The sequence below is a fragment of the Helicobacter pullorum genome (genome assembly GCF_900638355.1).
Classification (GTDB): domain Bacteria; phylum Campylobacterota; class Campylobacteria; order Campylobacterales; family Helicobacteraceae; genus Helicobacter_D; species Helicobacter_D pullorum.
This window is the reverse complement of the sequence record NZ_LR134509.1, coordinates 764,578-784,174: the sequence shown is the minus strand read 5'-3', so window position 1 is coordinate 784,174 and position 19,597 is coordinate 764,578. Positions and strand designations below refer to the sequence as shown.

The following is a 19,597-nucleotide window of genomic DNA, read 5'->3' as shown; positions in this document are numbered from 1 at the left end:
TAGAATTATATATGAATATTTTACAATAAACTTAAAAATACAAATGGAGGAAATATGAGTAATCAAGCAGACAATAAAGCACAAGAAAATGAATCCCAAGCTACCACTATTCATTGCTTTCAAGGTGCCGAAGACTTATTAAGTAATAAAGATAATAAAGATAAGATCAAGGCAGTTCTTTTTGATTTATTTAATATCAAAAATGTAAATTTTCTTTTTGGTGCTGGAACAAGCAATGGTGCAATTCCAACTATGAAAGAGTTACAAAAGTGTGTTGTCGAAAAATTAAACGAAGGTGAAAAAAAGATTTTTGAGAAAATTAAAGAGAGAAACTTAGAAGAAATTTTGGAAATACTCTATTCTGGAAAAACATATCTTAAAAACAATCCACAATATAAAGATAGTAGTGAATTTAACACTTTGAAAAGCTTGATTGAAAAAATTGAAGAAATTATTTTTAAAAAAATTAATATTGAAATTGGCATTAATTGTGGAAGTGATGCTCAAAAAGAAGTTTTTAAAAACTATATGAAATTTTACAAAAAGGTTACTTATCGCAATAAAGACTTAAATAGGGTCAATGTTTTTACAACAAATAATGATTTATTTAATGAGTATGTTTTAGATTATCTCAATATTGATTACAATAATGGCTTTGGAGGTGGGCTTAAGCGTAGCTTCAATCCTGCAAGATTTGAATACATTTATGCAAAGAAAATGGATGAAGGGATTGAAAAATATGAGCCCATTAATCATATGATTTATCTCTATAAATTGCACGGCTCAATAAATTGGGTAGAAACTACAAACCATAACTCTTTTTTTGATATAGAAGAAATTTATCTCAAATCAGGAGAGCAAAAGCCAGAAAAAACTCTCTTGATTTATCCAACCCCACTTAAAGAAGGCAAGAGCCTTACATCTCCCTATACTGACCTTATTAGAGAATTTCAGAAAAAATTATCACTCCCAAATAGTGTCCTCTTTATTATTGGATATAGCTTTAGCGATGAGCATATCAATACTATTATTTACAGAGCCCTTGCTTCCAATAATTCGCTCTCTATTGTTATTTTTGCAGACAAGAATAAACTTGAAAAGATTCCGCTTTTTAGAATCAATGACAAGAGGATATATGTCATTTATGGAGAATATGAAAGCAAAAAAATACATTACTTTGATTATTTTACCCAAGAGCTTATTCCAGACCCAAAGCAAGACGATGAAAGTAAAATTAATAAAAAATTTCTAGAAATGCTAAAAAGAGAAATGGGGGAACAAGAATGCTTGTTGGAAAAATAGTATCTATTCAATTCAATCAATTTAGGGTAAAAATCTTTTCCAATGTTAGAGGTGGTGCACTTAATATTCAAGGTGAAATATATTATTTTGGGAATATTGGAAGCTATCTCAAAACATCAAATCCACTAGGTGAGGAAATTATTTGCGAAGTAATTGCAATCTTTGATACCGATAAACAAGATACTGAACAAAATTTCAATCTCAACAGTAATCGAGAACTATTATTAAAACCCATAGGTATATATAAGAATGAAAATTTTACTCTTGGTATAGGTGTATATCCTAGCTTATATAGTGATGTAAGTCTATTAACTGGCAAAGATTTAGAAAAAATTCTTATGTCCACACAAGAAGGTGAGGCAATAAGCGAGAAAGTTTATTTGGGTATTAGCAAAAATCACATCAACCATCCTATCTCTATTCAAATAGATAAGTTTTTTGGCATTCATTCTGCTGTTTTGGGTAATTCTGGAAGTGGCAAATCCAATACTATTGCTCATTTACTTCAGGAAGTTTATAGAAAAAACCAACCAGCAAACAAATCAAAAATTATTATATTTGATGTAAATGGGGAATATAGTCAGGCATTTTCAAAGCTTGAAGGTGTTGGAGTTAAACTATTTAAGCCCAATATTAAAGAGAGTGAGAATGGTGTTGAACCATTTTATATGCCACACTTCTTACTTTCTCTTGATGAATGGTGTGCTTTTTTAATGGCTACTGATGCTACACAAAAACCATTTTGGGAAAAGGTGTTACAAGAAGCATATAGATTTTATAAAATTTCAACATCGACACAGAATATTGAACAAGAAAAATGCATTAATTATCTAAGATATAGACTTTACTCATTTGCTCACAATATTTTGATACAAACAGAAGTAGATACTTCAAAAATCACAACTTTGACTTCTGTAATTTTCAAAATTAAAGACATTGTCAGAATGACAATTCAAAATAGCAAACAGGCACAAAGCTTATTAAAAGATGCGGACGAACTTTTGCAGAAATGTAATCTACACTATGGTGTGAAAGACAAAGAAATACTTAATGTTCTCAAGGAAATTAAAAAACAGATTATTTTTGATGAACTAGATGAAATCTTTAAATACAGAGGTGATGATGAAGAATTTTTTGATTATACCTTTCTTCAAAATGCAACAGAAATGGTTCTTTTAGATGAAGAAACAAAAGGAAATAAAACAACTCGTGCCCATGTAGGAACAATGCTAACTCGACTCGACTATTTTATCAGTAACCCAGAATGTTCTTTTATGTGTGAAATGGGAAGTAACGACATTAAAGATACAAGCAAATATCTTGACTACTTATGGGGACAATCTCAGCTCATTATTATCGATACAAGCGAATTAAGCAAGGATACCTTAGAAACGCTTACAAGCGTAATTGCAAGGCTAGTTTTTGAGTATCGAAAAAAACAAGAAGGGGAAAATCGACGAAAAAACCCTGTACATCTTGTTTTAGATGAGGCTCATAGATATATCAAAAAAGATCAAAAATACTTGCTAAAAGACAATGTGTTTGAGCGGATTGCAAGAGAGGGGAGAAAGTATTCTCTTTATCTACTCATTTCTTCTCAAAGACCCTCAGAACTCTCAGAAACCGTTCTCTCACAATGTGCAAACTTCATTATCCACAGAATCCAAAATGAAAACGATATGCGACATATCAACGCTGTTCTTCCATATTTTTCTGAAGATTTTGTAAGCAAGATCAAACAGTCTGTCGCTGGAGAGGCGCTTGTATTTGGTGATTTTGTTCCTATGCCGATGCATATCAAAATTCAAAAAGCTGATCCAGAGCCAAATAGTAGCAATTGTAAAATCAGCCAAGAATGGTATCATAAAAATCAACATCCTAACAAAAAAACTCCATAATGCCAAACTAGCCTTTGGCTAGATAGCAAAAATTATTTATTCAAAAACTCTAATCCCGCCTTTGCAACAGCAATATCTTCAAAGCCGTGCGCACCACCGACACCGATACCACCGACCACGACACCATTAACAACGATAGGCACACCCCCATCTAAAAACAAAAAATTTTCATCCAAAAACTTCAAATATTCAGGAATCTTACCCTCTCTAATCCCCTTTGCAATATTAGCAGTTTCTTTCTTTTGAGAATTAGCCGTATAGGCTTTCTTATAACTAGCACGCAAAGTATGCACACCAGCATTATAATCCCTAAAAACAGCCAAAACTTGACCCGACCTATCTACGATTGTTATAGTTACTTTATGATTGCGTTCTTTGGCAAATGCACTTGCTTTTTGCAAGATTCCTTGCACCGCCTCATTAGACAATACAGGCACTTGGACAAAAGAATCTGCAGATATTTACGAGGCACACAAACCTGCAATCAACAAAAGTTTTTTAAACATTTTATCTCCTTTAAACTCTAAATTAATAAAAAGTTTCGCATATCAACTAAAATATAAATTTCCTATGCCAAACTCCACATTTATAGCATCATACAAGATTCTTATGGATTTTCACAAGCATTGCAAACACCTTTACCCCTAGCACCAAGATTCTACACAAAGCACAGATATTTATTGCGCTTTGTTTTGTGAGTTTATGAGAGATTTTCCACACTCTTTTTAGCATTCCAAATCACTCACGCACAAAATGTCCGCTTTTGCCCCCTTGTTTTTCTAACAAACATACTTCGCTAATTACCATTCTTTTATCAATTGCCTTTACCATATCATAAATCGTCAAAAGTCCTATATTTACCCCCATTAATGCTTCCATTTCTACCCCTGTTTGTCCATTGCTTTTTGCCCTCACCTGCAACACAAAGGCATTTTCATTTTCGATTTCTTGAATCTCGCATTTCACAGAAGTAAGATAGATTAAATGGCACATAGGAATAAGCTCTGAAGTCCTCTTTGCACCCATAATCGCAGCAGTAATTGCAGTTTGAATCACCGCCCCTTTTTTGCCATTTTCATTGATTACAGCCAAAAATGCCTCCCTAGACATCGTAATTTTACCCATAGCTATTGCTTCTCTATTTGTCATTTCTTTGTTTGAAACATCTACCATAGTAGGATTCTTCTTTTCATCTAAATGTGTAAATTGCATTCTTTTTCCTTTATTGTTTGAGTTTATAAATCGCTATTTTCTCATTTTTTAACACTTTTTCAAATAAATTTGAATCTAAATTATCCAAAAACATACCTCGAAAATAAAAAGTCTCCAAATATTCTTTATCACACAAAATATAATCGCCACCACCAAGCATTAATACCACCAAAGAGCTATTTTTATCAAATTCTAAATTCTTGCTAGAATCTTTTAAATCAATCATTTTTGCAATATTCAAAGAAATCTCTTGATTTAAAATCCCAACTTTCCCCTTTTTGATATCCACAAATACATTATCTTGAAATATTATTTTATCTTTGCTTTTTGTTTTAGAAACCATCAATAAACCTTGATTTATTTCGCCTTTTGGCTGGCTAAACTGCATTATCGTAGAAAAGATTCTAACCATTCTTAAAGGCAAAATAATATACAAATCCTCGCTTCTTTTTCCTACACAATCAATATCCCCTTTTAATGCCTCTAAGGCTTTGCTTTGTGAATACTGATGACTTTTAGCAAAATCTTCAAATTCAATGTGATTAAAAGTGAGCTTTGCCATATTGTAACTTTGCTTTTGGTTTTTAGCACTCAAAACAAAACTAATGGGATAATTTTGCTTCCCACTATGAATCCCACCATCTACAAAAGTATTTAATCGTGCAAAATAACGCACAAAATAACCATAATCCCACCAAGCAAGTGCATAATCTCCATATTTTGCAGGAATTTCTTGCAATGCTTTGGCTTCAGAATTTTCTAATATAGGGGGAATTATATAGTTTTTAATATGCCACAAATGCGGGAATACGCTACCACACACAAAAACAACACCAAAAAGCACAGCCCATTTTATTTTTCTTTTAAAAATATCTAGCAAAAAGCACAGCAAATACCCTATTCCCAAAGCATAAACCACAACTGCATAAAAAGTAAATCGCAATCCACCAAAATAACCAAAAAATCCCATTATCAAAAAAGGCAAAAATATCCAAAATTCCTTCTTCTTCAAAAACAAAAGAATAATCCCCACACTTCCCAAAACAAACCACAAAAGATTCCCGCTAATCCGATAAACAAAATTCCAAAAATCTATTTTTGATACTTCAGAAATTGTCCCCATTACAGAAGCATAACCAAATCCCACAATTTCTTTTGAATCTTGTGCCACATAAACACTTGCAAAAATTTCTGGCACTACCCTAAAAGCTAATATCCCACAAAAGATGACTAAAAGCAAACAATAAACAAAATCAAAGATTCTTCTATCAAGCCTTTGAATAAATTTTATCATTACACCACAAAAACATAAAAATAGCCAAAAAACAAAATGGGTAGAAAACAATAAAAATCCCAAAAGCACCGACAATAAGCACCCATTAACCACTCTAATATTTCTATCAAAAATGCCAAATATTACCAAAATCCCAACATACCCAACAAAAATATAACGCATTGAAGGGTAATAAACAAGCCCAAACCCACTTAATAAAATCAGCAAAACTAGCCCAAAAAAGCTAATTTTACGCATTAATTCTACAATCACAACCCCCACACCAAAAGCCAAAACAATCACTAGCATATCTGTATCATAATACCCAAACATGGTGCGATTATAATAACTCACACTAATGGCACTTAAAATTCCACACAAAAAACTCGGAATACCTCCAAAATCCCTTGAAACAAAAACGACAAAAAATACAATCAAACTCCCAAAAAATCCGGGCATATAAAAAATAATTTGCTCCAAGCTAAAAGGCAAAATCAAAGCCAAAAAAGCACTTATTTGCGAAAGTATCTCATGCGTTGGAGAATAAAAAGTGGATTTAACCCCTGCTAAAATATCCCTTGCACCCTGTGCATAAAAATATCCATCATTAGTATTTAACAATAAAACATTATGATAAAAATATTCCTCAAATTCCCCCAACACAAAAGGATAATAAAAACGCAACAATATCGCTATTAAATAAACAAATACCGCTATCAACAACCAATTTTTCTTTTGCAATCAATGCCCTTATTTTTTATCAAATTGTATCCAAAATCTCCTCTAAGCAAAAAAATCCATAGTCATCAATTCACAAAAACTTAACACATTTATGCTACTATTTTGGGAATTATTTTCAAATTTTAAGGTTTGTTATGTATCGATTTCTATGCTTGCTTTTTATGCCTTTATTGGCTTTTTCTCAAAATCCAACCCTTGTTGTCTCACAACCTATCAAAAGTGGAATTTTAAATCAAAATCACACCTATGTTGGCTCACTTTATTTTAGCGAGCGCGCTTCACTTGCCTCTGAAGTTTCTGGAGTGATTGATGAAATTTATGTTTATGAGGGCGATAAAGTCAAGCAAGGGCAAGCTCTTGCCAAACTCAATGATGACTTGCTTACAAAAGAAATCAAAGCCAAAGATTCTCTCCTCAAACAAGCCAAAGCACTTTTGCAAAAAAGCACCAAAGATTTTGAAAGATACAAAAATCTTTATCAAAGCGATTCTATTGCTTACAAAGAATACGAAGATGCACTTTTTGATTTACAAGCCCAAAAGGGCAATACAGATTCGATTGCAGCGGATTTAGAATACCTCAAAACACAGCAAAAGAAAAAAACTCTCATTGCCCCTTATGATGGCGTAATTTTGCAAAGATTACTCAAACAAGGCGAATGGGTGAGTAGCGGAGCGAGTATTTTTAACATCGCCAAACTTAGCCCTCTTGAAGCCAATATTGAAGTGCCTTTTGAGATTTTGCGTTCTTTGGAAATCGGTGAAGTTGTGCAAGTTGTGATTGCCAATAAAAACTATCCAGCCAAGATTCTAGCACTCATTCCATTAGGTGATGCAAAAGCTAGGACTTTCCCCATTAAACTTTCTATTGAAGACAAAAAGGGGGAATTAATCGAAGGGCTAGAAGTGCGAGCTAATCTCAATATCACTAAATCCAAAGAAAGCCTTTTGGTGCCAAGAGATTCTATTTTGCCTACCCAAAAAGGGGATTGCATTTTTATTATTGAAAATAATAAAGCCAAACAAATCTTCATCAAAGTCAATGGTTATAATGGTTTTGATGCTTCTATCACTCCGCTTAATAGCAAGCTCTCTAGTCAAGATAGAGTTATCACTCAAGGGCATGAACGACTAAGAGATGGACAGCTTATCACAGAATCCACAGATTCTACAAACCCCAAAGATTCTAAGGCAAAATAAATGATTGAAAAACTCATTAATCGCCCTGTTGTTATTATTGTGGGTATGATTCTTGTAACTTTATTTGGAATTTTAAGTCTTTTAAGTATGCCCTATCAACTTACACCAAAAGTTACGCGTCCTGTGATTTCAATCTCAACTACATGGAATGGTGCAACCCCTTATGAAATTGAACGCGAAATTATCGAAAGACAAGAACAAGTCCTAAAAGGCATTGACAATCTCATTTCTTTGGAATCTCGTTCAAGAAACAATCGAGGTAATATTACTTTAGAGTTTAATATCGGCACAAATCTCACTGAAGCCCTCTTAGATGTCAGCAATAAGCTTGATGAAGTCAAAGGCTATCCTGATGATATGGATAGACCTATTATCCGAGCCACTGGAGATGATACTTCCCCTAGTGTGCGAATGGCACTTGTGAGCGATAGCAAAAATGTGCGAGAATATCGGACTTTTTTCAATGAAAAGGTGATTCAATATTTTGAACGAATCGAGGGCGTAGCAGAAGTAAATTTCCCAAGCGGCGATGATAGGCAAATGCACATTATTTTGGATTACCAAAAATTAGCCGCTTATGATTTGAGTATTGATACTATTATTAATGCACTTGAGAGAGAAAATATCAATATTTCTGCTGGAACAATGAATTATGGTAGAAAATCCTATCGTGTCCGCACTACCGCAGAATACAAAACTCCCCAAATGGTAGCAGAAACAATTATTTGGAGCGATGGAGTAAAACGAGTAAAAATCAAAGATATTGCACAAGTTAAGGAAGGATTTGAAAATAAAACCACTGCTTCTACTTATAATGGTCAAGAAGCACTCAATATTTTCATCAAGCCAACTGCTGATGCCAATGTGCTTGAATTAACCGATAAGGTAGAGCTTGTATTCCAAGAATTAAATGAAGGAATCCTCAAAAAAGAGGGTTTAAAATTAGAATGGGTTAATGATCAAAGAGGCTATATTGCGCAAGCTATTGATTTAGTCAAAGGCAATATTATTGTTGGTGCATTTTTGGCTTGTGGGATTTTATTTATTTTTTTACGCTCACTTACTTCTACGCTAATTATTGCAGTTTCTATGCCTCTTAGCGTGTTTGGAACTTTCATTATTATGGCAGGACTTGATAGAACGCTAAATGTAGTTTCATTAGCAGGTATTTCCTTTGCAGTAGGTATGCTTGTGGATTCTGCAATTGTCGTTTTAGAAAACATTGACAGACATTTAAAAATGAAAAAATCTCCAATACAAGCCGTAAAAGATGGCACAACAGAAGTCATCGGGGGGCTTATTGCTTCGGTTTTAACCACTGTGGCAATCTTTATCCCTATTATCAATATGCAAGAAGAAGCGGGGCAACTCTTTAGAGATATTGCACTAGCTTCAAGTAGTGCTGTTGGGCTTTCTTTGTTTGTTTCTTTGATTGTTATTCCAACTCTTAGCTACCAAGTCCATAAAATCACTCCAAATCTCAAAATCAAACCCATTCCCATTTTCTCAAAAATCTCACAAAAAATGGTAGATTTAGGGAATCTTTGCGTCCAGTGGATAATGTATTTTGTCCAACTTTCCATGCAAAGCACCAAAAACAAGATTCTAACTATTACTAGCCTAACTTGCATATCTATTGCTTTTAGTTATTTTTTATTCCCCAAAATGGAATACCTCCCACAAGGCAATCAAAATTTTGTTTTTAGCTCTCTTAATCCCCCACCGGGGCTTTCTTATAATGAACGCAAAAAAATCGGTGAAGAAATCTTTACTTGTCTTAGCCCATACTTTGCCTCTAATGGCTATAATGGAAGCTCTACTTTACCCCCAATTGACAATATGTTTTATCTAGGGAGTGAAACTGCTATGCAGTTTGGTATGCGTTCCACGCAAGACACTCGTGCAAGTGAGTTAATCCCGCTTGCTAAGGAATGTATCTCCAAAATACCCGGAATCACAGGTAACTCTTCCCAACAAGGCATTTTTGAAAGACGCGGAGGGCAAGGAAGAAGCATTGATGTAGATGTTAGCGGGCAGGATTTAGAAAAAATTATCGTTACTGCATTAGAACTCCAACGCATTATCTTTGAAACCTTTGGCAATGGAGTGCAAATCTCTCCTCGCCCAAGCTTAGAAATGCTTTATCCAGAACTCAACTTATACCCCAATGCAGAACGACTAAAAGCAGTGGGATTAGATGCAAAAAGCTTTGGAATCGCTGTTGATGTGCTAATGGATGGGCGAAAAATCTCCGAATACAAAGAAGAAGGAAGAGAAAAAATTGACTTGATTTTAAAAGCTCAAGAATCTCAAATTACCTCCCCAGAAGAACTTTATTTTGCCTCTATTTACACCCCAGATGGAGGGATTTTGCCTATCTCTTCCCTAGCTATCCAAAAACTCGAATATGGAATCAATGAAATCCGCCATTTAGAAAGAGATAGGACAATCTCTTTGCAAGTCAATCCCCCAAAAGATATTACTATCCAAGAAGCAATGGAAAAAATAGAGGGTGAAATCCTAGAAAAATTAAAAAGCAGTGGAGCTTTGGGAGAAAATAAAATCACATTAAGTGGGACTGCTGACCAGCTTACCAAGATTCGCACTGCCTTGCAAGGCGGATTTATCTTAGCAATTTTTATCACTTATCTTTTAATGGCTGCTTTATATGAGGATTTTATCTACCCTTTAATTATCCTTTTCACTATTCCTTTGGCTGTTGGAGGAGGAGTTTTGGGACTGTGGCTAGTTGATACCCTTTTGACAGATCAACCCCTTGATGTTCTTACAATGTTGGGATTTATTATTTTAGTAGGAACGGTGGTAAATAATGCTATTTTGATTGTTTATCAATCATTACACAATATTCGTTTGTATGGAATGGATTATCATAATGCTATCATCAATGCCGTGGAAGTAAGAATCCGCCCTATTTATATGAGCACACTCACTTCTCTTTTTGGTATGTTACCACTTGTCATAGCACCCGGAGCTGGAAGTGAAATTTATCGTGGGCTTGGGGCGGTTATTTTAGGGGGATTAGGATTATCAACTTTTTTAACCATTTTTCTAATCCCTTGTCTCTTATCATTTTTCATCAAAAAAGAGGTAAAAAATGCTGCGTAAATATTTTATTACATTATCATTAACTTTGGGCTTTGGCTATACACTTAGTTTGCAAGAGGCAATCAATCTAACCTTAAATGCAAATCACACCATTAAAGAACAAGAATTTTTACTCCAAGAAAGTCAATACATTCAAAAAACCTACCAAAGCCCATTTTACCCTTCGCTTAATGCGGTTTATTCCACAGATAGAACCAATAGAATCTCTTCCCAAAGAAGCAAAAAAACTTCCGGAAACATAGGTGCAAATATACAATACAATCTTTTTAATGGTATGAGCGATTATTTTAATCTTGCTAGTTACAAATCACTCACCAAAGCCCAAGAACATCAATTGCAATCCACCAAAGAAGATATTATTTTGCTTGTAAAAACAGCCTATATTAATATCTTGCGTCAAAAACAAAATGTAATAGTTGCCGAACAATCTAAAGCACTTTTGGAAGAACAAAGAAGAGAAAGTGCAGAATTCTACAAAGTTGGCTTAATACCCAAAAATGACTTGCTAGAGGTTGAAGTTAATCTCAACAATGCCATTCAATCTCTACTTAGTGCCAAAAGCAACCTAGCCTACTACATAAGAAATCTCGAGCGTTACACAAGGACAAAGATTTCGGCTGAAAATCTAATAGAACTTGCCTTGCATAGACCTCTTTTAGAAGAGCAAAAACTCCGAGCACTTATGCATCAAAAACGCTCTGAATTGCTTTATTTGGATTCTATTATCAAAAGCAAAGAATATCTCATACAAAGTGCCAAAGGAAATTTTTTACCCAATGTCGATATTATAGGCGATTATACTTATTATGGAGAAGACTATAAACTCTCCAAAAGGGCAAATTCTTATTCTGATGAAACAACTTTGACCCTACAAGTCAATCTTAATTTATTCAATGGTTTTAGCGATAAATACACCTTAGAATCCACAAAAGTTAATAAGCTATCCTTTGAAAGTCAAAGAATCGATTTGATTGAAGAGCTTGATTTGCAACTTTTTGAAGCATTAGAAACTTATAATCTCTCACTAAATGCCTACAAAGTCGCTCTTACCGCACTTAATCAAGCAGAAGAGAATTATCGTATCTCACAAAATAGATACAAAGAAAGGATTCAAAGCACCAGTGATTTTTTAGACGCAGAATATCTCTTAACCCAAGCAAGAAGTAATGTTGTCCTAAACCGCTATGCAATCTTACAAGCATTAGCAGAAATTGAAAGAATCACGCAAACACAGCAGGTTAATTATTAGCTTAAAGAAGTTTTGTATTCATAAACCTTATGATTGCCTTCTTATCAGCATTTGGTTCTTCCAGCCCCATATTTACTTTCCATTGCCTCTTTGAAAAATTCTTTTTGGCTTTTGGGAATTTTATCGGGGTGATTTTTGTGCATATGCTCCAAATACTTATCATAGCTAGGCATGCCCACAAGCAAGTGCAAGAATCTATCAGAGCGTTGATAGATTCTCCGCACCTCTCTCCAAAATTTAGAAAATATCATTGATTCACAGCGACTTTGCTATCAAAATCACTTGCTTTTACATAAGGGGTTTCGGCAAGTGGTATAGTTGGTTCTCCATTCACGCATTTTAAACATATTCTTACACATTGCACAAGGATTAAGAATGTAACAAACATAAAGAATCCACACAAGATAGCATTCAGCAAGTTATTGCTGGCAATTAAGCTTAATTTTTCTGCTTGTGCTGTGAGATTTGCAATAATTTGAGGATCTGTTTGTGCGGCTGCCTCGGCAAGTTTGGAAGCTGCGGCTGCTTTGTTGTTTTGCCAAAGTGCTATGTGGCTTACAGCATCATGGAGTTTATCGCCATTTGCTGGAAGTAGTTTTAAAATCCCCGCATAAAGCGTGCTTACAAGTACCCAAATAGCTGGCACAATAGCAATCCATGCCTGCTTTGCCTTACCCATTTTGAAAAGCACCACAATCACAGTGAGCAATGCCATTCCCGCTAGCATTTGGTTAGATACCCCAAAGAGCGTCCAAAGTGATTTTACCCCACCTTGTGGATCGGTAACACCTTGATAAAGGATATAGCCCCAGCCAATCACACATAGCAAAGTCGCCAAGATTCCATAAAAAATCGAGTGGATATTGCCAAATGGTTTATACACATTACCTAGCACATCTTGCACCATAAATCGCCCTGCTCTAGTCCCCGCATCAACCGCTGTAAGTATGAATAATGCTTCAAACAAAATCGCAAAATGATACCAAAACGCGATCGAGCCTTGAGAAAATAGAGGCACCTGTGAAATGATAGTCGCTAACCCAATAGCAAAGGTAGGCGCACCACCGGTTTTACTCAAAATACTATTTTCGCCAATCTCATTAGCTGTGTTTAGAATCTGCTCAGGTGTAATGACAAATCCCCAAGAGCTAATCGTCTGTGCCGCTGCTTGTGCTGCACCAATTGCATCTTTTAGCACACCACCTTCATAAAACGCCGCCGTTCCTAGTGCAGCAGGTGCAACATTGACAGAAAAATACAAGCCCGGTGTGAGAATTACCGCCGCAATAAGTGCCATAATCGCCACTGCAGATTCCATAAGCATCGAGCCATAACCTACCATTTGAGCATGAGATTCACGCTCCAGCATTTTGGGTGTCGTGCCACTTGAGATAAGCGCATGGAATCCGCTTATCGCACCACAAGCGATGGTTATAAACAAAAACGGAAAGAGCTTACCGCTAAATACAGGTCCGCTACCATCGATAAATTTCGTTACACTCTCAAACTGCACATCAGGTGCGACGATGAGGATTCCAGCTGCCATAAGCACAATCACACCGATTTTTAAGAATGTGCTGAGATAATCTCTAGGTGCGAGCAAAAACCACACCGGCAAAATCGCTGCCACAAAACCATAGCCAATCATCACATAAGTAAGCGTAACAGGGCTTAGCGTAAAAAGTGGTGCGAGTGTCTCACTCTCTGCCACAGCACGCCCATAATACAACGCCAAAATCAAAAGTACAAAGCCAATAATGCTTGCTTCCCCGATCTTACCCGGACGCAAAAACCGCATATGAATCCCCATATAAATCGCAATAGGAATAGTCATCGCAATCGTGAAAAGTCCCCAAGGAGATTCTGCAAGGGCATTGACCACCACAAGTGCCAAAATAGCGATGATAAGCATCATAATGCCTAGTATCCCAAGCATTGCGATACTTCCCACGCCTTTGCCAAGCTCAAGTTTGATAATCTCTCCTAGACTTTTACCATCTCTACGCATAGAGATAAAAAGCACGGTAAAATCATGCACTGCACCCGCGAGCACCACGCCCACGACAATCCAAATCATACTGGGCAGATATCCCATTTGTGCTGCAAGGATAGGACCCACAAGAGGACCAGCTCCAGCGATAGCAGCGAAGTGATGCCCAAAAAGCACGATTTTGTTGGTAGGCACGAAATCATGCCCGTCATTATTAGCCACTGCTGGGGTGGCGCGATTGTCATCAAGTCCTAAGACCTTGTATGCGATGTATTTGGAATAATAGCGATAGGCAATAGCATAGATACACACTGCCGCTACGACGATCCAAATCGCACTAATACTCTCTCCTGTATGAAGCGCAAGCACTCCAAAACAATATGCACCTATAAAAGCCACCACTATCCACAACAAATGAATAAGCCACTTATTCAAAATAACCTCCTTCTCTTTAAGCATTACCAAATGGATTACTTTACATTATAAATCATTTATCCAAGAAATTAACTTTTCTACTTTATTTTATAAGGATATTTTATAATTTTGAGTTACTTTTTGAAATATTTTAGATGAATATTGCACATTATCCATACTCCACAAGCCCTTCCCCCTAATTATATCTAAGGCTTGTTAGTTGTGGTTGGTGTATTCTATAAAAAAAATATTTGCCTATTTACTACTATAATCATGGATGAATTTTACAAGCTTGATAGCATTTTCACGCGGTAAATCTGGAAGCATTCCATGCCCTAAATTAAAAATATGTCTCTCTCCTTGCATTAAATCCAAAATCTCTTTCGCCCCTTTAATCATTGAATCTTCATCATAGATTCTACAAGGCTCCAAATTCCCTTGTAACACATATTTTTTGCCTAATTTCTCTTTAGCAATTCTCAATGGAGTGCTCCAATCTACCCCAAAAACATCAAATTCCCCATCAATCCTATCTAAATAACCCGAAATTCCTTTGGGAAACAATATTACTGGAATGTGTGGATATTTTGCCTTAATCTTTGAAGCAATCTTTTTGCAATAGGCAAATCCAAATTCCAAATACGCCTCTTCTTCCAAAGCAGCAGCCCAAGAATCAAAAATCATCACCGCATTTACACCTGCTTTGATTTGCTCTTCTAAGTAATTCTCCAAATTATGTGCAATCAGCTCTAATAATGAATGCAAAAAAGCTGGATTGCTATAAAGAATTTTCTTAGTTTGTTGATAAGTTTTACTCCCTTCACCCTCCACCATATAAGTTGCCAAAGTCCAAGGTGCCCCACAAAAACCAATCAATGCTTTATCTTTGTGTAATTTTTCCCTTGTCAAAGAGATTGTATCATAGACATATTGGAGGGATTTATGCGAATCTTCCCTTAAGCCTTTTAAATCATTTTGTGTTTCTATCCTCTTTGCAAATTTAGGTCCTTCTCCTGCAAAAAATCCAAGCTCCATTCCCATTTCCATAGGAACTACCAAAATATCGCTAAAAAGTATCGCTGCATCAACATCCAAAATATCAACTGGTTGCAAAGTAACTTCTGAAGCCAACTTAGGATTCTTACAAAGGGACAAAAAATCCCCTGCTTGCGCCCTAACTTCCCTATATTCTTGCAAATATCTCCCTGCTTGCCTCATAAACCATACTGGCGTATAGGGAGTTTTTTTACCAAAACATGCATCCACAAAAAGCATTCTCTTTCCTTGTAATTTTCTATTTTTTAAAATATTTGCAACATTTTATCTAAGTAAAATAGCATTTATGCTAAAATTTGCTAATCTTTTTTAAAACTTTATATTTTAAGGCTTAAAGAATGCTAGTAAATTTTGTCAAAAAAATCTTTAGAAACAAAAATGATCGCCTAATTGGTCACTACAAAAAAGAAATTAAAAAAATTAACGCTCTTGAAGCCAAATATCAAGCCTTAAGCGATGAGAATCTTCAAAAAGTCTTTAATTCTATTAAGCAACAAGTTCAAGAAGCCAAGAATCCAGAAAGCGCTTTAATAAAAGCTCTCCCACATTCTTTTGCCATTACACGAGAAGCAAGCAAAAGAGTGCTTGGAATGCGTCATTTTGATGTGCAACTCATTGGTGGGATTGCTCTACATGAGGGGAAAATTGCCGAAATGAAAACCGGTGAAGGAAAAACTCTTGTCGCAACTCTGCCTGTTTGCCTCAATGCAATGCTAGGAAAGGGAGTGCATATCGTTACAGTTAATGATTATCTTGCCCAAAGAGATGCTGAAACTATGCGTCCTTTGTATGAATTTTTGGGTTATAGTGTAGGAATTATTATTGGCGGAAATTATGATGATTCCAATAGATTAGCTCAATATTCTTGTGATATTGTGTATGGGACAAATAACGAATTTGGTTTTGATTATTTGCGTGACAATATGAAATACGATTACAATCAAAAAGTGCAAAAAAATCATCATTTTGCAATCGTTGATGAAGTGGATTCTATTTTGATTGATGAAGCAAGAACTCCGCTTATTATTTCAGGTCCTGCAAATAAAGTATTAGAAAACTACAAAATTGCTAATGAAGTAGCCCTCAAACTCAAAGAAGAAAAAGATTATACTATTGATGAAAAGAATCGTGTTATTTTGCTAACCGAAGAAGGTATCAGCCATGCCGAAAAGCTTTTTAACATTGACAATTTATATAGCATTGAAAATGCAATTTTAGCCCACCACTTAGATCAAGCCCTAAAAGCAAATAATCTCTTCAAAAAAGATAAAGATTATGTTTTGCGTGATGGAGAAGTGGTTATTGTTGATGAATTTACAGGGAGATTGAGTGAAGGAAGGCGATTTAGTGAGGGATTACACCAAGCCTTAGAAGCCAAAGAGGGTGTCAAAATCAAAGAAGAATCCCAAACGCTAGCAGATATTACTTATCAAAACTATTTTAGACTTTATGATAAACTAGCAGGAATGACGGGAACAGCCCAAACAGAAGCAAGCGAATTCTTACAAATTTACAACTTGGAAGTTGTATCAATCCCGACTAATCTTCCCATTCAAAGAAAAGACTTAAACGACTTAATCTATAAAACCGAAAAAGAAAAATTTAAAGCCTTAGTGGAAAAAATCGTAGAACTCCACAAAAAAGGACAGCCTATTCTTGTAGGAACTGCCTCTATTGAAAAAAGTGAAAAAATCCACGAACTATTAAAATCACAAAGGATTCCGCATTCTGTTCTTAATGCCAAACATCATGCACAAGAAGCAGAAATCATCAAAGATGCAGGCAATAAAGGTGCTGTAACCATTGCTACAAATATGGCTGGACGCGGTGTGGATATCAAAATCAATGATGAAGTAAGGCAATTAGGCGGATTATATATCATTGGTACTGAAAGGCACGAATCTCGCAGAATCGATAATCAATTAAGAGGAAGAAGTGGAAGACAAGGTGATCCCGGAACTAGCCAATTTTATTTAAGCTTAGAAGATCCTTTATTAAGAATTTTTGGAAGCGACAAAATCAAAAACATCATGGATAAACTGGGGCTTGATGAGGGAGAACATATAGAATCTAAGCTTGTAACCCGCTCTGTAGAAAATGCCCAAAAGAAAGTTGAAAATATGCACTTTGAAGCAAGAAAGCATCTATTAGAATATGATGATGTTGCCAACGAACAAAGGAAGGCTATTTATCGCTTAAGAGATGAATTATTAAACCCCAATCAAGATATTTCTCATCGCATCATTGAAAATCGCCACGATTGCATTACTATGCTCTTGCAAAAGGCTGAAGTATTTAATGATGGAGATGACTTAGAATCTCTATGCGCTATGGCTGCAGAAGATTTCAATATAAGTTTAGACAAACAAGCTCTCAAAGATTCCTATAAAGAAAAAAATGAATTTGAAAGCTATATTGATGAAATTCTCACAAAAAGCTATGAAGAAAAAATGTCCATACTTGATAAACCCACTCGCATTGAGATAGAAAAGCTCGTTTATTTACAAACATTAGATAATCTTTGGAGAGATCATCTTTATATAATGGATAATCTAAAAACCGGGATTGGGCTTAGAGGATACAATCAAAAAGATCCTCTTGTGGAATACAAAAAAGAAAGTTACAATCTTTTCTTAGAGCTTGTAGAGCAAATCAAATACACCGCCATTAAAATGCTACACAAGGTGCAACTAAAAAATGCTACACAAGAAAATGAAGAGGAAGCTAGATTAACCCGCTTAAGACTCAATGAAGTAAATAAAAATGCACATACTAATCATCAAAACACTTCCCTTATCAAAAAAAAGCCCGTTAGAAATGAACCCTGCCCTTGTGGAAGTGGAAAAAAATATAAAAATTGTTGTGGTATGAGCGGTCCCAAAAAAGGTATCTTTGCAAAATGACACACAAAGGAATCATTCCTTTTTTAATCCGCCGCTATCTGCGTTTTAATAAGCACCAACCCTTCATTTCTATTACTGCTATTTTAGCTTTTTTGGGGGTTTGCATTGGTGTTATGGTTTTAATCGTTGCTATGGCACTAATGAATGGATTTGATAAAGAATTTGAACGCAAACTTTTTATTATGAACTATCCTCTCACAATGATTTCAGAAACTTTTGAAAAATTAGATAAAACAATTTTAGAAGATTTGCAAAAAAACTTCCCACACCTCAAATTTAGCCCTTTTATCCAAACTCAAGCCATTTCTAAAATGGGAAATCGCATGGAAGGTGCAATGGTTTTTGGGGTAGATTTTACACTTGAATCACAGATTAATCCCGTTTTTCATCAAGCTTACCAACAAATGCAAAATTTCTATACTCAAAACAATCAAACTTATACGCCAAACACCTTTGATATAATCATCGGAGAAAGTCTGCAAAATCTCTATGGATTAAAATACAATTCTAATTTGCTCCTTATTTTCACCCACATTACTCCAAATGCCACCAATTTAAGTCCAACCATTAAACGCTTTAATGTCAATGGCTTTTTTCATTCAGGATTAATTGCTTATGACAAAGGCTATATCTACACCTCTCTTGAAGCAATGCAAATCATCAAAAACATGCCAAAAAACACCTATGATGGAATCCACATCTACTCTAGCAATCCTCAAAAAGATATTCTTGCCCTTCAAGAATCTTATCCCCAAATGCGAATAATTGGCTGGTGGGAGCAAAATGGTAATTTCTTTGCCGCACTTGCATTAGAAAAACGTGCGCTTTTTATTGTTTTAATGCTCATTATTTTAGTCGCTTCTTTGAATATTATTAGCTCTCTTTTGATGACTGTGATGAATAGACGCCGAGAAATTGCACTTTTATTGACTATGGGGGCTAGTCCAAAAGAAATCAAAAAAACCTTCCTCTATTTAGGAAACTTTATCGGCATTAGCGGAATTATCTGCGGAAGTGTTTTAGCGGCTATCATTCTTTTTGTGCTTGCTAACTTCCCTATTATTTCATTGCCTGCTGATGTGTATGGTAGCTCTAAACTTCCTTTAGAATTATCCCTCAATGATTTGCTTGCCATTTTGATTGGTTCTTTTATGATTGTTTTTTTATCCTCATACTATCCCGCCAAAAAAGCCACACAAATTAACCCATTGGAAGTTTTGCGAAATGAATAATA

At 35.4% G+C, this 19,597-nt stretch carries 14 protein-coding genes; 7 read left to right on the top strand and 7 right to left on the bottom strand.

Features of this window, described 5'->3' with window-relative positions; genetic code table 11:
- Positions 1-54 precede the first annotated feature (54 nt).
- Both EL247_RS03940 and EL247_RS03935 read left to right on the top strand, forming a co-directional pair.
- Positions 55-1,302: an SIR2 family protein gene (locus EL247_RS03940; RefSeq protein ID WP_126442015.1), complete on the top strand. Its 1,248-nt coding sequence runs from the start codon at positions 55-57 to the stop codon at positions 1,300-1,302.
- Positions 1,284-3,200, top strand: coding sequence for an ATP-binding protein (locus tag EL247_RS03935; protein WP_126442014.1), 1,917 nt, complete (start codon positions 1,284-1,286; stop codon positions 3,198-3,200). The genes EL247_RS03940 and EL247_RS03935 overlap by 19 nt, the downstream gene beginning before the upstream one ends.
- A gap of 32 nt (positions 3,201-3,232) precedes the next feature.
- Here the strand turns inward: EL247_RS03935 and EL247_RS03930 are convergent, their stop codons facing one another.
- The 4 genes from EL247_RS03930 to EL247_RS03920 form a co-directional block, all read right to left on the bottom strand.
- On the bottom strand, positions 3,233-3,637 hold the full coding sequence (locus tag EL247_RS03930) for a GlcG/HbpS family heme-binding protein (protein ID WP_232019782.1): 405 nt from the start codon (positions 3,635-3,637) through the stop codon (positions 3,233-3,235).
- 157 nt (positions 3,638-3,794) lie between these two features.
- On the bottom strand, positions 3,795-3,932 hold the full coding sequence (locus tag EL247_RS08530; RefSeq protein ID WP_172594049.1) for a hypothetical protein: 138 nt from the start codon (positions 3,930-3,932) through the stop codon (positions 3,795-3,797).
- Between the two features lie 6 nt (positions 3,933-3,938).
- Complete coding sequence (gene moaC / locus EL247_RS03925; protein ID WP_126442012.1) at positions 3,939-4,412, bottom strand: cyclic pyranopterin monophosphate synthase MoaC; 474 nt, start codon at positions 4,410-4,412, stop codon at positions 3,939-3,941.
- A 10-nt stretch (positions 4,413-4,422) separates the two neighbouring features.
- Positions 4,423-6,426 carry an STT3 domain-containing protein gene (locus EL247_RS03920; protein ID WP_126442011.1) on the bottom strand — a complete coding sequence of 668 codons (2,004 nt, stop codon included), beginning with the start codon at positions 6,424-6,426 and terminating at the stop codon, positions 4,423-4,425.
- 134 nt (positions 6,427-6,560) lie between these two features.
- Here EL247_RS03920 and EL247_RS03915 point away from each other — a divergent pair, with 134 nt between their 5' ends.
- From EL247_RS03915 to EL247_RS03905, 3 genes are read left to right on the top strand one after another with little or no spacing between them, the layout of a single operon-like run.
- Positions 6,561-7,625 carry an efflux RND transporter periplasmic adaptor subunit gene (locus EL247_RS03915; protein ID WP_065826503.1) on the top strand — a complete coding sequence of 355 codons (1,065 nt, stop codon included), beginning with the start codon at positions 6,561-6,563 and terminating at the stop codon, positions 7,623-7,625.
- Positions 7,626-10,751 (top strand): efflux RND transporter permease subunit, encoded by a 3,126-nt coding sequence (locus tag EL247_RS03910; protein WP_104745628.1) that lies wholly within the window; start codon positions 7,626-7,628, stop codon positions 10,749-10,751.
- On the top strand, positions 10,741-12,000 hold the full coding sequence (locus EL247_RS03905; protein ID WP_104745629.1) for a TolC family protein: 1,260 nt from the start codon (positions 10,741-10,743) through the stop codon (positions 11,998-12,000). The genes EL247_RS03910 and EL247_RS03905 overlap by 11 nt, the downstream gene beginning before the upstream one ends.
- Before the next feature lie 44 nt (positions 12,001-12,044).
- Here EL247_RS03905 and kcuS read toward each other — a convergent pair whose 3' ends face one another.
- The 3 genes from kcuS to hemE form a co-directional block, all read right to left on the bottom strand.
- Positions 12,045-12,251 carry a KCU-star family selenoprotein gene (kcuS, locus tag EL247_RS03900; protein ID WP_005022896.1) on the bottom strand — a complete coding sequence of 69 codons (207 nt, stop codon included), beginning with the start codon at positions 12,249-12,251 and terminating at the stop codon, positions 12,045-12,047.
- Entirely contained in the window at positions 12,248-14,425 is a 2,178-nt protein-coding gene (locus tag EL247_RS03895; protein ID WP_054198487.1) for a carbon starvation CstA family protein, read from the bottom strand. The genes kcuS and EL247_RS03895 overlap by 4 nt, the downstream gene beginning before the upstream one ends.
- A 234-nt stretch (positions 14,426-14,659) precedes the next feature.
- A complete protein-coding gene (gene hemE / locus EL247_RS03890; protein ID WP_005022890.1) occupies positions 14,660-15,679 on the bottom strand; it encodes a uroporphyrinogen decarboxylase in 1,020 nt (339 codons plus the stop codon).
- Positions 15,680-15,798: 119 nt separating this feature from the next.
- On the opposite strand from hemE, the gene secA reads away from it, so the two are divergent.
- Together secA and EL247_RS03880 are read left to right on the top strand one after the other, a co-directional pair.
- Complete coding sequence (gene secA / locus EL247_RS03885) at positions 15,799-18,363, top strand: preprotein translocase subunit SecA (protein WP_104719378.1); 2,565 nt, start codon at positions 15,799-15,801, stop codon at positions 18,361-18,363.
- Entirely contained in the window at positions 18,360-19,595 is a 1,236-nt protein-coding gene (locus EL247_RS03880) for an ABC transporter permease (RefSeq protein WP_054198486.1), read from the top strand. Before secA ends, EL247_RS03880 begins: the two co-directional genes overlap by 4 nt.
- Positions 19,596-19,597: the final 2 nt, after the last annotated feature.

Excerpts from the sequence above, each read along its gene's own strand:
- secA (WP_104719378.1), top strand. The coding sequence starts at position 15,799 with ATGCTAGTAAATTTTGTCAAAAAAATCTTTAGAAACAAAAATGATCGC.
- EL247_RS08530 (WP_172594049.1), bottom strand. The coding sequence starts at position 3,932 with ATGCTAAAAAGAGTGTGGAAAATCTCTCATAAACTCACAAAACAAAGC.
- EL247_RS03910 (WP_104745628.1), top strand. The coding sequence starts at position 7,626 with ATGATTGAAAAACTCATTAATCGCCCTGTTGTTATTATTGTGGGTATG.
- moaC (WP_126442012.1), bottom strand. The coding sequence starts at position 4,412 with ATGCAATTTACACATTTAGATGAAAAGAAGAATCCTACTATGGTAGAT.
- EL247_RS03880 (WP_054198486.1), top strand. The coding sequence starts at position 18,360 with ATGACACACAAAGGAATCATTCCTTTTTTAATCCGCCGCTATCTGCGT.
- EL247_RS03935 (WP_126442014.1), top strand. The coding sequence starts at position 1,284 with ATGCTTGTTGGAAAAATAGTATCTATTCAATTCAATCAATTTAGGGTA.
- EL247_RS03940 (WP_126442015.1), top strand. The coding sequence starts at position 55 with ATGAGTAATCAAGCAGACAATAAAGCACAAGAAAATGAATCCCAAGCT.
- EL247_RS03915 (WP_065826503.1), top strand. The coding sequence starts at position 6,561 with ATGTATCGATTTCTATGCTTGCTTTTTATGCCTTTATTGGCTTTTTCT.
- kcuS (WP_005022896.1), bottom strand. The coding sequence starts at position 12,251 with ATGATATTTTCTAAATTTTGGAGAGAGGTGCGGAGAATCTATCAACGC.
- EL247_RS03905 (WP_104745629.1), top strand. The coding sequence starts at position 10,741 with ATGCTGCGTAAATATTTTATTACATTATCATTAACTTTGGGCTTTGGC.
- hemE (WP_005022890.1), bottom strand. The coding sequence starts at position 15,679 with ATGCTTTTTGTGGATGCATGTTTTGGTAAAAAAACTCCCTATACGCCA.